This window comes from Chitinophaga sp. SYP-B3965 (assembly GCF_009647655.1).
GTDB lineage: Bacteria > Bacteroidota > Bacteroidia > Chitinophagales > Chitinophagaceae > Chitinophaga.
Map to the genome: position 1 here is coordinate 278317 of NZ_WJFD01000001.1, position 15397 is coordinate 293713.

12 protein-coding genes and 1 tRNA gene are annotated in these 15397 nt (G+C 46.5%); 5 read left to right on the plus strand and 8 right to left on the minus strand.

Translation table 11 applies throughout. From position 1 onward, the window contains the following. Positions 1-25: 25 nt before the first annotated feature. On the plus strand, positions 26-925 hold the full coding sequence (locus GFS24_RS01105; RefSeq protein ID WP_153657729.1) for an AraC family transcriptional regulator: 900 nt from the start codon (positions 26-28) through the stop codon (positions 923-925). Here GFS24_RS01105 and GFS24_RS01110 read toward each other — a convergent pair. The 4 genes from GFS24_RS01110 to GFS24_RS01125 form a co-directional block, all read right to left on the minus strand. Next, positions 912-2324: an arabinose isomerase gene (locus GFS24_RS01110; RefSeq protein ID WP_153657730.1), complete on the minus strand. Its 1413-nt coding sequence runs from the start codon at positions 2322-2324 to the stop codon at positions 912-914. The genes GFS24_RS01105 and GFS24_RS01110 overlap by 14 nt on opposite strands. A gap of 111 nt (positions 2325-2435) precedes the next feature. Further along, positions 2436-5042: a TonB-dependent receptor domain-containing protein gene (locus tag GFS24_RS01115; protein WP_153657731.1), complete on the minus strand. Its 2607-nt coding sequence runs from the start codon at positions 5040-5042 to the stop codon at positions 2436-2438. A 183-nt stretch (positions 5043-5225) separates the two neighbouring features. Next, the gene (locus GFS24_RS01120; protein WP_153657732.1) at positions 5226-5816 is read right to left on the minus strand and encodes a DUF445 domain-containing protein; all 591 of its coding nucleotides are present in this window, start codon (positions 5814-5816) and stop codon (positions 5226-5228) included. A gap of 57 nt (positions 5817-5873) precedes the next feature. Beyond that, positions 5874-5947: transfer RNA gene (locus tag GFS24_RS01125), tRNA-His, on the minus strand. Positions 5948-6262: 315 nt separating this feature from the next. On the opposite strand from GFS24_RS01125, the gene GFS24_RS01130 reads away from it, so the two are divergent. Then, complete coding sequence (locus GFS24_RS01130; RefSeq protein ID WP_153657733.1) at positions 6263-7468, plus strand: hypothetical protein; 1206 nt, start codon at positions 6263-6265, stop codon at positions 7466-7468. Between the two features lie 170 nt (positions 7469-7638). Here GFS24_RS01130 and GFS24_RS01135 read toward each other — a convergent pair whose 3' ends face one another. Further along, a complete protein-coding gene (locus GFS24_RS01135; RefSeq protein WP_153657734.1) occupies positions 7639-10068 on the minus strand; it encodes an MG2 domain-containing protein in 2430 nt (809 codons plus the stop codon). A gap of 148 nt (positions 10069-10216) precedes the next feature. Here GFS24_RS01135 and GFS24_RS01140 point away from each other — a divergent pair, with 148 nt between their 5' ends. Beyond that, positions 10217-11434, plus strand: a complete 1218-nt coding sequence (locus GFS24_RS01140) for an NAD(P)/FAD-dependent oxidoreductase (RefSeq protein WP_153657735.1) — start codon at positions 10217-10219, stop codon at positions 11432-11434. On the opposite strand, the gene GFS24_RS01145 is transcribed toward GFS24_RS01140, so the two are convergent. Continuing rightward, entirely contained in the window at positions 11421-13277 is a 1857-nt protein-coding gene (locus tag GFS24_RS01145) for a hypothetical protein (RefSeq protein ID WP_153657736.1), read from the minus strand. The two genes, GFS24_RS01140 and GFS24_RS01145, sit on opposite strands and share 14 nt — an antisense overlap. A gap of 109 nt (positions 13278-13386) precedes the next feature. Continuing rightward, a complete protein-coding gene (locus tag GFS24_RS01150; protein ID WP_153657737.1) occupies positions 13387-14001 on the minus strand; it encodes a hypothetical protein in 615 nt (204 codons plus the stop codon). Between the two features lie 208 nt (positions 14002-14209). Between GFS24_RS01150 and GFS24_RS01155 the strand changes: the two genes are divergently transcribed. Continuing rightward, positions 14210-14416: a hypothetical protein gene (locus tag GFS24_RS01155; RefSeq protein ID WP_153657738.1), complete on the plus strand. Its 207-nt coding sequence runs from the start codon at positions 14210-14212 to the stop codon at positions 14414-14416. 94 nt (positions 14417-14510) lie between these two features. Next, positions 14511-14744 carry a hypothetical protein gene (locus GFS24_RS01160; protein WP_153657739.1) on the plus strand — a complete coding sequence of 78 codons (234 nt, stop codon included), beginning with the start codon at positions 14511-14513 and terminating at the stop codon, positions 14742-14744. A 29-nt stretch (positions 14745-14773) separates the two neighbouring features. Here the strand turns inward: GFS24_RS01160 and GFS24_RS01165 are convergent, their stop codons facing one another. Next, positions 14774-15397 carry a deoxynucleoside kinase gene (locus GFS24_RS01165; protein ID WP_153657740.1) on the minus strand — a complete coding sequence of 208 codons (624 nt, stop codon included), beginning with the start codon at positions 15395-15397 and terminating at the stop codon, positions 14774-14776.

Sequence of the window (15397 nt, forward strand, 5' to 3'; positions counted from 1 at the left end):
TGACATTAATCATCCACGTGTACACATGAAGAACTTTTCGAAATATTTCACGATCACGTCTGCGGAAGAACGATGGGGATTATATCTCACCACTACGGGCTTTACCCGGATAGAACCGGCTGATGCCAAAACCTATCCGGCTAACAAGGAACATCCGTCCAGTTATTCGCTTACCTGGAAGAGCGGCCGTGTGCTGAAAGAATTTCAACTGGTATATATCACCGCCGGCAACGGTGTATTTGAATCTTCGCAGGTGCCTTTGCGGAATATAGACGGCGGCACCTGTTTCCTGCTGTATCCCGGTACCTGGCACCGTTACAAACCACTGGAAACTTCCGGGTGGACGGAGTACTGGATCGGCTTCAAAGGGTATTACCCGGAGCAGCTGATGCGGAAAGGTTTTTTCCAGGAAGATAAACCGGTGATAGACCTGGGCATTGATGAAGAAGTACTGATCCTGTTCCAGAAATTATTCATGGCGGTAGACCAGGCGCAGCCCGGTTATCCGCAGATACTTTCGGCCATGCTGATGGAGATCTTTGCGCGGATCCATACCCGTACTTATTACGAAGTGCAGCATAAAGGACAGGATGAGAACCTGGTGGTAAGGGCTAAGTTCCTGATGCGCGAAGCCATTGAAGAATCCAACAACATTGAAGATATTATCAAAGAACTGCCTGTCAGTTATTCTAAATTCAGGAAAGTATTCAAACAGGTAACGGGTGAATCTCCCAACCAGTATTACCTGAACCTCCGCCTGAAAAAAGCGATGACCTTACTGGATGCTACCCATCTTTCTGTGAATGAAATAGCGTATCAGACTGGTTTTGAGTCTGTGTTCTATTTTTCAAAACTCTTCAAGAAGAAGAATGGATTGTCTCCTTCCGCCTGGCGGGAACAGAAAAACCAGGTTAGCAAACCTTAACAATGTTCATGTTCAGGAGCTTCGCGAGTTTTTCCAGTTTATGATACATATGGCCTGTTCCAATCGCACAGTGATGCGCAGGGCCGTGACTATTCCATCTGTTGATAAATTCCTTTGCGCCGCAGGAGAAACGATAGCGGCTGTTCGTATTGCCTATTTCCAGGATAGGGCCTGCAACAGATTCGGCTTCTGCCACCAGGAAGAATAATTCATTACGATCATTTTCCACGATGGAGAGTAAGGTGACTGGTCCTTGTTTAACAGACATTTCAACGGAAAGCCCGCTGCCTACTTTACCATGATATACTCCCAGTGGTTTCACTTTGATCTTTCCTTGCGCGATCTTAATATGCGCCGGGCCATCATGCCCCAGGAGCACCACGTCATCTGTATAATCCACTGCATAGTATTCAGAGAAAGAACCACCGCAGCCAAAGCTGTCCATGATCTTCATGGCCTGTGCATTCTTGATCTCGTATTCACCTGCTACGGGAATACCTTTGGAGGTTAAGAGAGAATTGCCCACGATGATGGTGGCAATGGTTTCTTTATTTTCAGTTATGCCGGTGCCTTTATAGTAATAGGCCATGGAGCCTAATTTGTACTTTGCTGTGAGTGCGTCCAATGCCACGCTCGTAATGGCGGCTTTTTTGATCTCTTCCGGATCACAATTAAGTTGCATGTCAAACTCCTGGAAGAATTCGTGTACTCTTTCTTCTGCTTGTTTGTTGCTCACTTCCCTGCGGAGGGCAGAGAGTTCATCTACTTCGAGCAATTCCATATGCCCGCCGAAGTATTTGTATTGCAGGGTGAGATCGCTGTAGATATCCATCATGCCGCTGTAATAATGGCCCATGCAGCCAAGGCGGTTGTAGTTCATGGTGCGCGCTACTTTTGCCGCTGCCACCCAATCTCCGATCTCTTCCCAGCATGCATCTTCCTGCAGCACACCGGTGATCTGGTGAAAACGCACACCTGTTCTTTTAAACACATTGGCGAGTTCAGGAACAGGGCAGGCAGAGCAATAGGCGAGCCATTCACCCGTCATCTGCGTAGTGTCGTTCATTTTATTGAATGCATCATAATTGATAGCATTACCGGGAGAGAGATTTAATAATACAACCGGTGCGCGGTGGTTTCTCAGCACTGTCATTACAGTGGAAGAGAGCGCGTAGGTGGATACATAGATGAAGATAAGGTCTACATCTCCTGTGCGCAGTTTGGCACCGGCTTCAAAGGCTTTATCTGTATTGTCTACGAGGCCAAGGTTTAATACGTGCGGATGGGTTTTTTCCAGTCTTTGCTGGATATACAGCAGGTTATTCGTCAAGCGGTCTTGCAATCCATCAAACTGGCTCCAGTATTCTTCCAGCCCTATACCAAACAATCCTATGTTCATACCTTACATTTTTTCAAATGTAGACTGATTTTTGTATCCTATTTGGCAGGAAGCATGTGTTTTTTGATAAAAAAAGGCTGGCTAAATTTAGCCAGCCTGTATATGATTATCTTAGAATCCGCCACCGGTATCCATCTGCATACCATCTGCGCTGGACTTATTGTTCTTGCGTTTGAACAGCGTAGCGTCAAACTTCCCAAAGCGGTAGCTGAAGTTCAGCTTTAATATGCGTGATTCGCGTTTGCGGGTAAAGTCCTGGGAGAAGTAAGGAGATACCTGGTCCATCTGGAACTGGCGGGTATTGAATACATCGCTCAGGCTGAGGGTAAGGCTGGCTGCTTTATTCTTCAGGAAATCTTTCCTTACGGCAATATCCACTGCACTCAATCCTTTGATGGTACCTTGTGCGGAAGTGGGGATCATCATGAAACCGCCACCACCGCCTCCTCCGCCACCACGACCGCCGCCTGCACCACCTGTAGGAACAGTGATGGTTGGTGCCTGGTAGTTAGCAGTTACCTGGAAGGTGAAGTTAGCCGGTAATTTAGTTTCAGAGTTGATCTTCGCTAACCAACTAAAGCCACGGTTGGTATAATCTTCTTTCGCATTTTTCACCTGCAGCTCTGTTTGATAGAGGTTCACGTTGGTGGTGATAGACCAGCCCGTAACGATCTCATTTTTCATGGTGAGCTCTGCGCCATAAGAGAAGTTCTTGTTGGCATTCACAAACGTGGTCAGCAAAGTATCATTGCCCGGTGTGATGGGTTCGTTGATGGTGCTGATCAGGTTGTTGGTGTTGCGGTAGTATAATGAACCCAGGAAGTTGTGTTTCTTCCATGTTTTCATATAAGAGAACTCAAGGCTGTTCGTGTACTCCGGCTTCAGATCAGGATTACCTTCGCGGTGATTCAGCGGATCACTGAAATCGCGGAAGGGGATCAGCTGGAAGAAGTTAGGACGGTTCACACGGCGTGAGTAGTTCAGCTGCACTTCCTGTTCCTTTTGCAGTTTGTAGGATAAGTACACGCTGGGGAAGAAGCCGGGCACTGGTTTAGTAGGTTCGTACTTCATGTTTTTGCTGGGTATTTCACCGGAATAAACATATTGCTCTACCCGCAAACCTACCTGGTAGCCAAAATTCTTAATCGCGTTTGAGTAGTTCGCGTAAGCTGCATAGATCTGCTCGTCGTATTTATAATCGTTGGAAAGACTGTCTATCCTTACACTGCTGCCGTTATTACCATTGTATACATCGTACACGCTGCTGTAGTAACGCATGGTTCCTTTGATACCGGTTTCGAACTTGCCGGTTTTGCCAACAGGATCTACATAGTCCGCCTGGAAGGAATAGAAGTTTGTTTTACCATCGCTGATGTTGGATTGTGCAAAACTGTTGCCTACAGGATTACCGCTGAGGTCCAGAGGCTGTGTAACGAACCCGCCGCTGCGATCATTGTTGCTGAGGTTCATAGACACATCTGCGGTGAGTTCCTTGTTAGGTTCCGCAAAAAGGTGTTTGAAACCCAATGTGGTAGTGTAGTTGTTGAAACCGAACTTACTATCTGTAAAACGGTTGTTGCGCATCGTGACGTCTTTGTTCTCATCACTGTATACACTTCCCAGCGTTTCTCTATTCTTAAAGCTACCACCTACAATGTTTTGAGACAGAGAGATGGTGTTGCGGTTGTCCAGGAAATAATCCAGGCCAAACCTGCCGAAGTTGAACATGCCACCCTGACGGCTGTCACTGTTCTGGTTAATGTAATTCTGATCCAGGGAACCAGGCACAGCAAAATTGGTACGGTCTGTGACCCCGGTACCCCAGTTCCTGTTAGCGTTGAAGTTGTAATTGGCAGACACATTCCATTTACCCTGGCGTACATTGATGTTACCACCGAGGTTGTATTTGTCGTTGTTGCCAATTCCGGCCATTATCATACCATTATAGCCGGCCTTCTTGTTCTTTTTCAGTACAATGTTGATGATGCCGCTCATACCCTCGGCATCGTATTTGGCGGAAGGATTGGTAATCAATTCTACGCTTTCAATAGCGTCTGCAGGGATCTGATCAATGGTGAGTGTGCTGGGTTTTCCATCCACAAAAATGTTAGGGGAGGAGTTCCGCACTTTCACATTACCATCAATATCCACATTCACGGAAGGAACACTTTTCAGCACGTCTGCAGCAGTACCGCCTGCGCTGGTAAGGTTACGATCCACATTAAATACCTTTTTATCAATGCTCATCTGGAAAGCGCTGCGCTGGCCGGTTATATTCACTTCATCCAATGCTGTTGCATTTGCTTCCAGTTTGATGTTGCCAATGTCCTGAGACATGGTTTGGGGTGTAACGGTTACTTTTTTAAACACCGTTTTATAACCCATAAAGTTGACCCGCATCAGGAAAGCGCCGAATGGCAGGTTTTCCAGGTTGAAATCACCATTGCCTTTACTGAGCATGCCGGTTACTACGGTAGAATCTTTTGCACGAAGCAGTGTTACGGCTGCGTATTCAACACCTTGTTTTGTCTTAGCATCTACTAATTTACCATATATCTGACCTATCTGTGGCATTGCTGCGCCGCCCGGGCCGCCTGGACGTTGGCCTGTGCCTGCTCCGGCACCTGCACCTGGTCTTCCGCTATTTTGTGGAGCTTGTGCAGCCACGTTCAATTGCATTACAATGATTGCAATGAACACTGCGTATAATTTTTTCATTTGCTTTTTTTCTTTGACTCGAGATTTAGACGTTGTTTTTTGATCTGACCTTTATATCCGTCTTTGCAGGAGCAAAAATAGATGCAAATCAGCTCACCTTACGGACATATTGATAAAGGGAGGTAAATGAACCACGAAATGCTGTTAAACAGGGGTAAAAGGTATTAACAGTAGTTAACACACTTAAAGGATCGCCAGCAGTAATTGCAGCAGACCAACGATAAAGCCTACAGCAGCGCTGAACCAGCCTATTTTGGCGAGGCCGCTGCCCAGTTGGCGGTACAGGCCCTGCTCCAGCTGTTCGGAAGAAAGACCAGCTACTTTAGTGGCTACGATGCTTTGGAGATCGAAGTCTTTTTGCGCGTTAACAAGGTATTGATCAATGAGTTTCGGGAAAAGGATGTCCAGTTCATTGGCCAGGGTGGTTTTGATCTGGAGGATGGTACTGTCCCCGATGAACATGGCGATCATGGGCATTGCTTCCGGTAATTTTTTGCGGAGGAAATGCTCCAGGTGTTCTTCTACCTGTGGTTTTATGGCGCTGATCTTTGCGGGATCGGTGAGTTTTCTGCGGATATCTTCAAAAGAGAAGAATTGCTCTGCTACCAGTTTACCTAATTGCTCTGCTAATTGCTGTTGCTGCTTCGGGAAGATGCCCTGTAAAGTGAATAAACCCAGTTTTACGGGTTTAACAGGATGGAAGATCAGCCAGAGTGCGGCCCTGTTTACAAACCAGCCGGTAAAGGCTGCGAGAAAAGGAATAAGATAGATCATCTGTTGTTGTTAAATGAAAATGGTCTCTATTTGCATAGAGACCATTCTATTAGGATGGGTGATTGAGGGGTCTCGAACCCCCGACCCTCAGAACCACAATCTGATGCTCTAACCAACTGAGCTACAACCACCATGTTTGTTTTGCGGAGTGCAAAGTTAACGTAAATCGTTTTCAATTTCCAAATGTGCAACCGAAAATCTTTTTAAAATATAAATGTTTTTTTTGGTGAGGGTAAGTTACTGAGGCTAAGATACCTAACATATGATGGTTGGAAATCTGTTAGAGAGGGGTGGTTATGCACATGATTTCCACAAAAAATGCCTTATCTTTGCCTCTCGCAATTCACCCGAAACTTACTAGCCCAGCATGCGAAGTGCTGGGCTATTTTGTGCCTATGAGTGAAAGAAAAATTATATAGTAGATTGATATTCAACTTAATATGTGTATGGATCAGCTGAAATTAAAATTGCAGGAGTATTACCAGCATTATCAGAAGCTAGAGAAAAAGACTAAAAAAACGGCCAGCGCGGGGGGCGTGGACACGGTGCAGGACCTGGAGACAGATATCCTCACTCAGTTCGGTTTACCGGTATCGAAACGGTTTGTACAAATACTGCACGATTTCGTAAATCATAGTGTAGTAAATGACCAGCTGTTAGATTATGTAAGCAAGAAATTGCGTACGGCGGCCCGTAAGTATTTATTAGCACCTGTTATGACAGATCTTGAATTACTCACACAAGGCCGTGATCAGAAAAGGAGTCCGTTTGATGTATTGCCGGAGTTGGGATATCCTTCTCACGAGTATGCTGTATTTCTGATCGGGGAGTTATTGTATCGCCGGAATGTGGCAGCTCAGGAAGTGATGGATGAACTGAAGCGTGTGCAGAAGCATAACAGCTGGGAGGATCTGCTGGTGTTAAGCAAGATCAACAATTATTCCACACACGAGCTGTACACCAAACTGAAGAAATACCAGCTGAACTTTGTGGATGACTTTATTACGCATCTGCGTCGCCAGGAAGTGGCTAAACCACAGAACAGGCGGCTTTCACCTGCGGAAGAAGGTTACAAGCCCAATTACAAAACGATCTCCAAAGTACAGGTAGAGGATATTGTGTTTGATGATAAAACAATGCCCACGCTGTTTGGTAAGATCAAAACCGGTACGCGTTACACCCGCATCACCATCGGGCTGGAATTCACGGAGTTGAATCAATTGCTGATGAACAGCGGAGAGCTGGGTATTGAGATCAGTAATGCGATTAAAAAACGCCTTGCTAACCCTGCAGCTGAGAAGCCAATGGTGATCGATATCAAAGCGGAATTTGGCGAACCGTTGAAACTGGATAACAGCTACCTGGAGGTGTATAAACCACAGCACCAGGAAGATGGTAAATGGACGGAGGATAAGGATGCTTTCTATTTTGTAGACAAGATACTTTCCAAGAAGGAATTTGATAAAAAGGCGAAGGAAGCAGAAGTGAAAACGAAGATCGAAGAGTGCCTCGAACTGATCGGTGGTTCTTATGTATACTATCAGCGGTTGCGCCGTTTGGGTATTACGGAGGAAGAAGCGCAGGTGAGGGCAGGGTTGCAGGATGAGCTGCTGTTTAAATTGAGTTTCTATCTGAATAAGCTGAAAGATTAATTTCTTTTGAATAAGCTGGAGCTTTGATTCTTCTGAATAAAAAAATCCCCCGCTCGCAGGAACGGGGGATTTTTTTATTTTAGAAGGCTTCCGTGTTGCGGAGGTCTTTTTTATGTTCTAAAAAGCTTCTGTGTTTGCAAAAGCCTTTTTTATTTAGAAGAAAATGAAAATTAAAAATCCTTAGCTACTCTTCCCACACGGCCATACTGGTCCATTGCCTCTACTACTACGTGGAAATTCTTAGTGAAGTCATTGTTATAGAAGATGATCCTGGCGGTATGATTCGTAGTGTCATATCGCAGGTTCGCATTCCAGTATAAAGTGAGGCGTTTATCTGCCAGTGAATGCACTGCTTTCTTCACCGCGTAATCAGGACTATAGAATTCTTTGATGATCTTGTAACCACCTTTCTTCAGCAGTTCCATACCCTTGGCATTGGGATCTCCTTTATTATCTCCGCCTCTGCGCGTCCAGATAGCAATAGCACCATTGCCGCCGCCAAAGCCACCCATAAAGGGAGGACGGAATACTTTGATGAGCGCCACATCAGACATCGGCATATTGGCCACGGTGCTGATATCTACCGGCATCTGATCCAGGTATACGCCCGGTGCGCCACCACGCCAGGAGAGGGTGGGGTTGCTCATATCTCCATTGATCTGCAAACCAGCTACCCTCGACTGCAGATACTGGAATACGTTAAAGGAAGTAGGATTCTCATTGGTGAGATCGAAGGTGTAACCATCTCCGCCGGAGAACATACCACTGGCATAACGTTTCTCTGTTGTTTCTTCCGGTGCAGGTTTCTTGGCGTTGATGTTCACTTCTTTCAGATAGATAGTACGATTGGTCATGCTCCTGATCACACTGTTGCCTTCCAGTACGGTAGCCAGGTAGTTCTTCATTACCTTGTTATCCATCGGAGGTGGCGGTAATAAAGGAATAGGCGTTTTAACCGCCGCAAAGTTATCAAAGAAGTGACGGTCAAACTGCACGTCCACATCCTTCCACTTTTTATTGGTCATATTACCCTGGAAATATACCTGGGCCGTATCGTTGAACATTAGATTGCTGAGTGAGAACTGCCCTTTGTTGCTCACCGGTGCAGAAGCAAATGCAGAAGAACTGTCCACCGGAATTTTAATGATGAAGTTCACGCTGCCGTCTGTTACAGGATTTCTGCCGGAAGTAAATGCGGTACCGGTGATAGAGATACCCTGTTCATAAGGATACGTGATCTTCGGGAATTTATCCTGGAGGATCTGTTGCCAGTTAAAGCGCCTCCATCCATTGGTAAGCATCACGAGGTCCAGCGTTTGCATGGTGCTGTCGTTCTGGAAATACCAGTAAGGATTATGCACGTATCCATGGATATCAGAAGTGAGCAGGCTATGGGTGATGATGTTATTCGCATATTCATCTCTCGCCACCTGGTCTGCATCCGTTACAGATACACTCAAATGTCCCAGCATGGAATCCGGTACCTGCAGCACAAGTTCTGTACGCTGGCGCGGGCCTTTATTTAATTCCTGCGGATCGAGGAAGAAATCTATCAGGTCCTGTTTCTGATTCACATAAACAAGGCGTTCCGTAAGCGGGCGTCCTTCTTTATCGAACACGGTCAGTTGCAGGAGGCCGGAGGGCAGATTGGTGGTGGGTATCAGCCCGCTCACTTTTCCTTCTTCTATATTCAGCACTGCTTTATAGATCAGCTGATTTTGCATTTGCGCCACCAGTAATAACTCATTGTTGCTGGTATCTATGCCATTGAAACCGGTGAGGTAAAAGATGCGTGCTCCGCGGTTATATACTTTCAATGCTACACCGGATGGTTTGGCTACAGGCAGCGGGAATGTTTTCTGTTGCCCGCCGGCGGACTGGACCACGGCTTTATAGGTTTTACCTGCTTCAGGTTTCAAATCAAAAGTACCCATCCCATCGTGTACGGTTGTTATCACCGCTACCTGTTTATCACTTTCATCCCTTACGGCGCCGGCTACTTTCATCGGATAACCGTTCTGGTCGATGGCTTTGAATGCTACAGTGCTGCTCACCTCATTGATCAGGTCTCCGCCTTCCGGGAAGAACTGAACAGCATAATCTTTACTCGCTATTTCTTCGCCTGATTTGCCTGTTTTAGGATCAAATACCTGGATGTTCTTATAGAAAAGGAAAGTAGAATCGAAGTTGAGCATCCATGCGGTGTATGCCCTTACCTGGTAAAGTCCGGGTTTCATGTTTTCCGGTAAGGTGAATTCTCCGGAAGCTGCGCCTTCATTTACAAATACCAGTTCCTTCTGTACAATAGCCCCTTTCTGGTCCCGTAACTCTGCGTAGAGGTTGCGGGCGCCAACGGCAGGGAGATCGTTGAGGGTGAGGAACCCGGAGAACCATACGGTTTCTCCTGCGGCATAATAATCCTTATCCAACTGCAGGTAAACTTTCTCTTGCGGATAGTTCCCGGTGAATTTGGCTAAAGCCTGTTGGATTCGTGCTGCCCAGTCGTCTGGTGGTGTAAAGCCGAACGCTCCCCAGATTCCCGTAGCTAATACACAGGAGATCAATAGGTAACGAAGTTTGTGCAGGGATTTGCGTTGCATGGATCAGAATGTGTTTAAACCAACAAGATAGTGAATTACGAATAATTGGTAGATAGTCTCTTTGAGATTTTAACATTTCATATTTAAAGCATAAATCCGAAATTCGCCGGATGGCTTCTTTCCCTAACGAACAAAAAATGGTAAAAGTATGAACAGGCTGGTGGTGATAGGTGGTGGCGCTGCGGGCTTCTTTTGCGCGGTAAATGCCGCAAGGCTGCATCCAGGGCTGGAAGTATGGCTGTTGGAAAAAACGGGCAAGCTGCTTTCCAAAGTAAAAGTTTCCGGCGGTGGCCGTTGTAATGTAACACATGCCCTGAGCAGTATCCCGGATATGGTGAAACGTTATCCCCGGGGTACCCAGTTCCTGAAAAAGGCCTTTACCCATTTTTTTGTGCCGGATACCATCCAGTGGTTTGCAGAAAGAGGGGTGACCCTGAAAACGGAAGAGGATGGCAGGATGTTCCCTGTAACAGATAATTCCCAGACCATTATTGATTGTTTGCTGCGGGAAGCAGATCGCTACCAGGTGCAGGTAAAAATGCATGCGGACGTGGCGCGCCTGGCAAAAAGCACAGATGGCTGGACGGTGCATTTGCAGGACGGGCAGGAAATAACCGCACAATATGTTTGTATCGCAGCAGGCGGATATGCACAGGCGGAGAAGTTTTCCTGGCTGCAAGCCCTTGGGCACAGCATAGAAACACCTGCACCCTCCTTATTCACCTTCAATATGCCAAAGAACCCCATCACAGCGCTGATGGGCGTATCTGTACCGCTGGCGCAGGTAAAAGTAGCCGGTACTAAACTACAGGAATCCGGGCCACTGCTGATCACGCACTGGGGCATGAGCGGACCGGTGATCCTGCGGCTTTCTGCATGGGGCGCCCGCCTTTTACAGGAACAGGATTATACGTTCACGTTGCTGGTGAACTGGCTGCCGGACTATAACGAAAACTCTCTCCGCGAAACCTGGCCACAATGGCGGCTGGATATGGGCGGGCAGATGATCTATACAAAGAACCCCTTCGGATTGCCGCAACGATTATGGCATTTCCTGTTACAACAGTCCGGGATACACGAAGAAACCCGCTGGTCTGAATTGCCGGGTAAGGAACAGAATAAACTGATCCGTCATTTAACGGGCATGGAATTTCCGGTGAAGGGTAAAACTACTTTTAAGGAAGAATTTGTGACCTGCGGCGGGATCCGCTTAAGCGAGATAGACCCTAATACCATGCAGAGCAGGGTAACGCCGGGTCTTTTCTTTGCGGGAGAGATCATGGATGTGGATGGGATCACCGGAGGTTTTAATTTTCAGCACGCATGGACGAGTGGTTTTGTAGCGGCGGGGCTTAAAAAAAGCTGATGCCTGCCTGCCATCCTAATAAACTCCTTGGATTTAAGCTGTTGAATTTGTTGAAGCCGCTTGCATATTCCGTAATAGAAATAGCAGGCCCTGCATGTATAGAAAACCATTTTGTTATACTGAAATTGAACAGGGGTTGAAAGCGATATACCTGTGCAAGACTTTTCCAATCTTTATCAAATACATTCAGCTGCATAATGTCTGTGGTGATAGCCATGTTCTTCCTGATGGTGAATGATCTGCCAATACCAAAGCCCACCTGATACAGCTCGTTATCCATACCGCCGGTGAGCAGTGTGTAGAATTGTTTGCGCCCGCTTTTGAAAGTAAGGTTCAACGGCATGATATCATTTGCATCAACAGAGAGTTTGTAATATCCTCCTTTGCGGATAATATTCAGTAGGCCGATGCTGAGGCCGGAAGATGTATCTGCTATATTCACCAGTGCAAACTGTAGACCTGTGAGGCGGCGGCTGTAATTAAAGATTGCCCCTAATTGCATGCCGGCCATGGTGTCGCCGGCTGAGTTACCGATACCGGATATTTGCACACCATACAGATTGCTGCGGGTTGCATTGAAGATGCCTGCCAATTGTGCACCCTCCACATTCCCGCTGGTAAAGTTCAGGCCACCTGTAATGCTGGCGCCTGTAAGATCACCCTGGTTGAAATTGCTGATGCCGGAAGCCTGTGCACCCACTACATCTCCGCCTACCTGGTTCAGGCCACCTGTAGCCTGTACGCCTGTGAGGTTCCCTTTCACCATATTACTGATGCCCGCGGCCTGCGCACCTTTGGCGCTATCGCCTACAGTGTTCAATCCACCGGTAGCCTGTGCGCCTTTCATCGGGCCTTTAGCTACATTCGCAATGCCTGCTGCCTGTGCGCCGGTTACGGATTGCATCACATGGTTGTATCCGCCGGTAGCTTGCGCGCCATTCATTTTTCCGCCTACCATGTTAAAGATGCCGGCTACCTGTGCGTATTGCACATCCTTTTTATCGATATTAAAACCACCGGCAATTTCCGCACCGTTCAGGCCTCCGGAGTAACCGCCCACGAGGTTCAGCGAGAATTTATTCACTACCTGGCCCGCCATTTTACCATGGGAACCAATAGCAGGCACTAAGGAAGTTTGTACCGGTTTATCCGCAAAGAATTTAGAGATGTTCTGTGTTTGCCTTCTTAATCCTTCAGAGAGCAGGCGCCTGCCCAGCCAGGTTTTTTCCACCTGGTCAGACACGATGAATTCCTTCAGCACAACAGTTTTAGCAGGGGCAATGGCCACGGATATTTCCCTGTCAAAACCCGGCAGCACGTATAATGCGGTATCGGTATAAAACTCTTTGCTCACTGTGAGTTGAATAGAAGGCTGCCTGCCTTTGTCCTTCAGCCGGAGATGAAAGAATCCTTCATTATTGGTGAAGGCAGAGGCGAGGTTGGTATTATCGTAGATACTGACGTTGGAGATCGCCTGCCCGTTTTCCCTGTCACGCACATATCCGCTGATCACATAATTCCTTTCCCGGTGCTGTTCTGCGCGTTGAAGGATGATATTATCCCCGCTTTCCACATATTGAATGCGGCCGCCGAAGAGGAGATCCAATACTTGTTTTACGGGTTTCCTGGTGATGGTAAAGGTAACGAGACTGTCTCCCCGGAAAGGGCTGCCTGCAAAAGAAAAGGAGCATTGGCTTTGCCGGCTGATGATGGCCAGCAGGGTATCTACGGGTTTATTCACCACACGGAAAGATACCGTTTTACTCAGCGGCTGCTGCGCGTACAAACGGGGAGCATACAATAAGGTGAAAGCTATAGAGAGTATAAAAGTGGCACGTTTCAAAACAAAGCAGGGTTTTATATATGGCGAAAGCCGGGCTGAATTTTTCAGTTCCCGGCGGCCAAAATTAGCTTAAATCGTGCAAAAGGTGCAAATGGTATTGTATAAACGGTTAAAACAGGCCTGCTTTAACACCCAGGTGGAAGCCTGGCGCGCTCAGTTTTTCATTGGTGATCCCCACATTGGAGCCTGCGCCAAATACACCGCGGTAAGTTCCGCCAGCCACAATGCGTAAGTAAGAAGTGATGTTCATTTCTACATTCACAAAAGGTTCTGCCACAAATACGGAACTGCGTGCATGTACATCATCCCTGCGGTCATGATCATCATAGCCTGTTCTGGTGGAAATACCACCACCGCCTATCAATGTACCGGCAGACCAATGGAAGAGCTTATCTGAATTGTGCACGTATTCAAATACACCACCGGTATACCAGAGATTGTATTTACGGTTGTCATCATATCCCGGTACGTAGATATTGTTAGCCAGGGAATAGGCGCCTGCACCCAGGAGGATCTTTTTATTCAGCAATACACCACCATAACCACCGGTAAATACAGCCAGTTTGCCATCTATATAAGAGAGTTTACCTAAGGCAGTGCCATAAGCGCCTACTTTAGTGCTGCCACTACCATTTTTACTTTTGAAAGAGAGCGTTTCGATCTGTTGTGCTTTGGCGAACTGTGCTCCCAGCAGTATGGCGCAAGCGATAATGAATGTTTTCATGATATTCCTGTTTTTGGTAAGGTTCTGCTTCTATGACGGAGAAATGAGGCTTCCCCCTAGAAGAGGGGTAAATATTTTTTGAATGGCACTGAACAGAATGAACAAAGGGGTTGAAAATGAACAGGATTGAACGGGCTTGTAGTTGTTGATTATATTATTTTTGGTGACTAGCTTTTACACCCCATTTTCTTCACCAAACAAACAATCTATGGAAAACAAACAATTCGGTTGTGAGGATCTGAATCCAACAGAACTGCAACAAATCAATGGCGGCGGTTACCTGAGTGACCTCCTGACCTTAGGCAAAGGCATTTATTTCTTATCAAAAGGTTTTGTGGCAACAGTTCCATTAGCGGGCGCATTGGCTAACTCGTTGCTGACTTCTTTTGTAGATCCGGTTATTATAGCTGCGTAATTAACAAGAGAAACTAAAAGGGAAGGTGATGGGAGTAATCCTGTCACCTTTCCTATTCTACATCTTATTTTTTACTAATACTAAATAACAATTTATGGAAAACAATCAATTTGGCTGCATGGAACTGAATCCTGCAGAATTACAACAGATCAATGGTGGTGGCCCTCTTTGGGATAGTATCTTTTCAAGGCTTGGTAACGATGCCATCAGCGGAATTTATAATTCCATTATCAATCTTAATATTCCAGGTTTTAATATTGATGAGGTCACGGTAGAGTTAGTAGATGATTTTGTGGATTTTCTGGGGAACTTGAATGTTCCTTTTTGACTCTCCTAAAATAGGGAGGAACAATATAACTATAGATAGGTGATCCCAATGGGGTAATCCACTTCCAACGCAGTGAGGAGGGTTTGAAAATCCTCTGCACTGCGGAGGAAATCCATTTTGGTAGTATCTACCAGCAGTGTACGTACCGGGTGCTGGCGGATAAACTGTGTGTACATATCCTGCACATTGGCCAGGTAAGTATCCGGGATCTGTTGTTCGTATGCCCGGTTGCGCTTTTTAATGTTCTGCTGCAGCTGGCTCACCGGGGCATGCAGATAGATCAGCAAGTCCGGCTGTGCCAGTTGCGGATTGATGATGTCGAACAATTTCTGGTAAAGGGAGAACTCATCTTCCTTTAAGTTCATTTTAGCGAATAGCAGGCTTTTGACGAAAAGATAATCGCTCACGGTGTGCCGGGAGAAGAGGTCTTGCCCGCTAAGAAGCTCTTTCAGCTGTTTATACCGTTCTGCCATAAAGAAAAGCTCCAGTGGAAAGGCGTATTGATCCGGTTCTTTGTAGAATTTGGGCAGGAAAGGGTTATCCGCAAAACCTTCCAGGATCAGTTTTGCCTGCAGGTGTTCTGCCAGTTTAGTGGCCAGGGTTGTTTTTCCTGCGCCGATATTACCTTCTATGGTGATGAAACGGTATTGCAT

Coding starts and splice junctions, on each gene's coding strand:
- GFS24_RS01105 (WP_153657729.1), top strand. CDS start 26: ATGAAGAACTTTTCGAAATATTTCACGATCACGTCTGCGGAAGAACGA.
- GFS24_RS01110 (WP_153657730.1), bottom strand. CDS start 2,324: ATGAACATAGGATTGTTTGGTATAGGGCTGGAAGAATACTGGAGCCAG.
- GFS24_RS01115 (WP_153657731.1), bottom strand. CDS start 5,042: ATGAAAAAATTATACGCAGTGTTCATTGCAATCATTGTAATGCAATTG.
- GFS24_RS01120 (WP_153657732.1), bottom strand. CDS start 5,816: ATGATCTATCTTATTCCTTTTCTCGCAGCCTTTACCGGCTGGTTTGTA.
- GFS24_RS01130 (WP_153657733.1), top strand. CDS start 6,263: ATGGATCAGCTGAAATTAAAATTGCAGGAGTATTACCAGCATTATCAG.
- GFS24_RS01135 (WP_153657734.1), bottom strand. CDS start 10,068: ATGCAACGCAAATCCCTGCACAAACTTCGTTACCTATTGATCTCCTGT.
- GFS24_RS01140 (WP_153657735.1), top strand. CDS start 10,217: ATGAACAGGCTGGTGGTGATAGGTGGTGGCGCTGCGGGCTTCTTTTGC.
- GFS24_RS01150 (WP_153657737.1), bottom strand. CDS start 14,001: ATGAAAACATTCATTATCGCTTGCGCCATACTGCTGGGAGCACAGTTC.
- GFS24_RS01155 (WP_153657738.1), top strand. CDS start 14,210: ATGGAAAACAAACAATTCGGTTGTGAGGATCTGAATCCAACAGAACTG.
- GFS24_RS01160 (WP_153657739.1), top strand. CDS start 14,511: ATGGAAAACAATCAATTTGGCTGCATGGAACTGAATCCTGCAGAATTA.
- GFS24_RS01165 (WP_153657740.1), bottom strand. CDS start 15,397: ATGCAATACCGTTTCATCACCATAGAAGGTAATATCGGCGCAGGAAAA.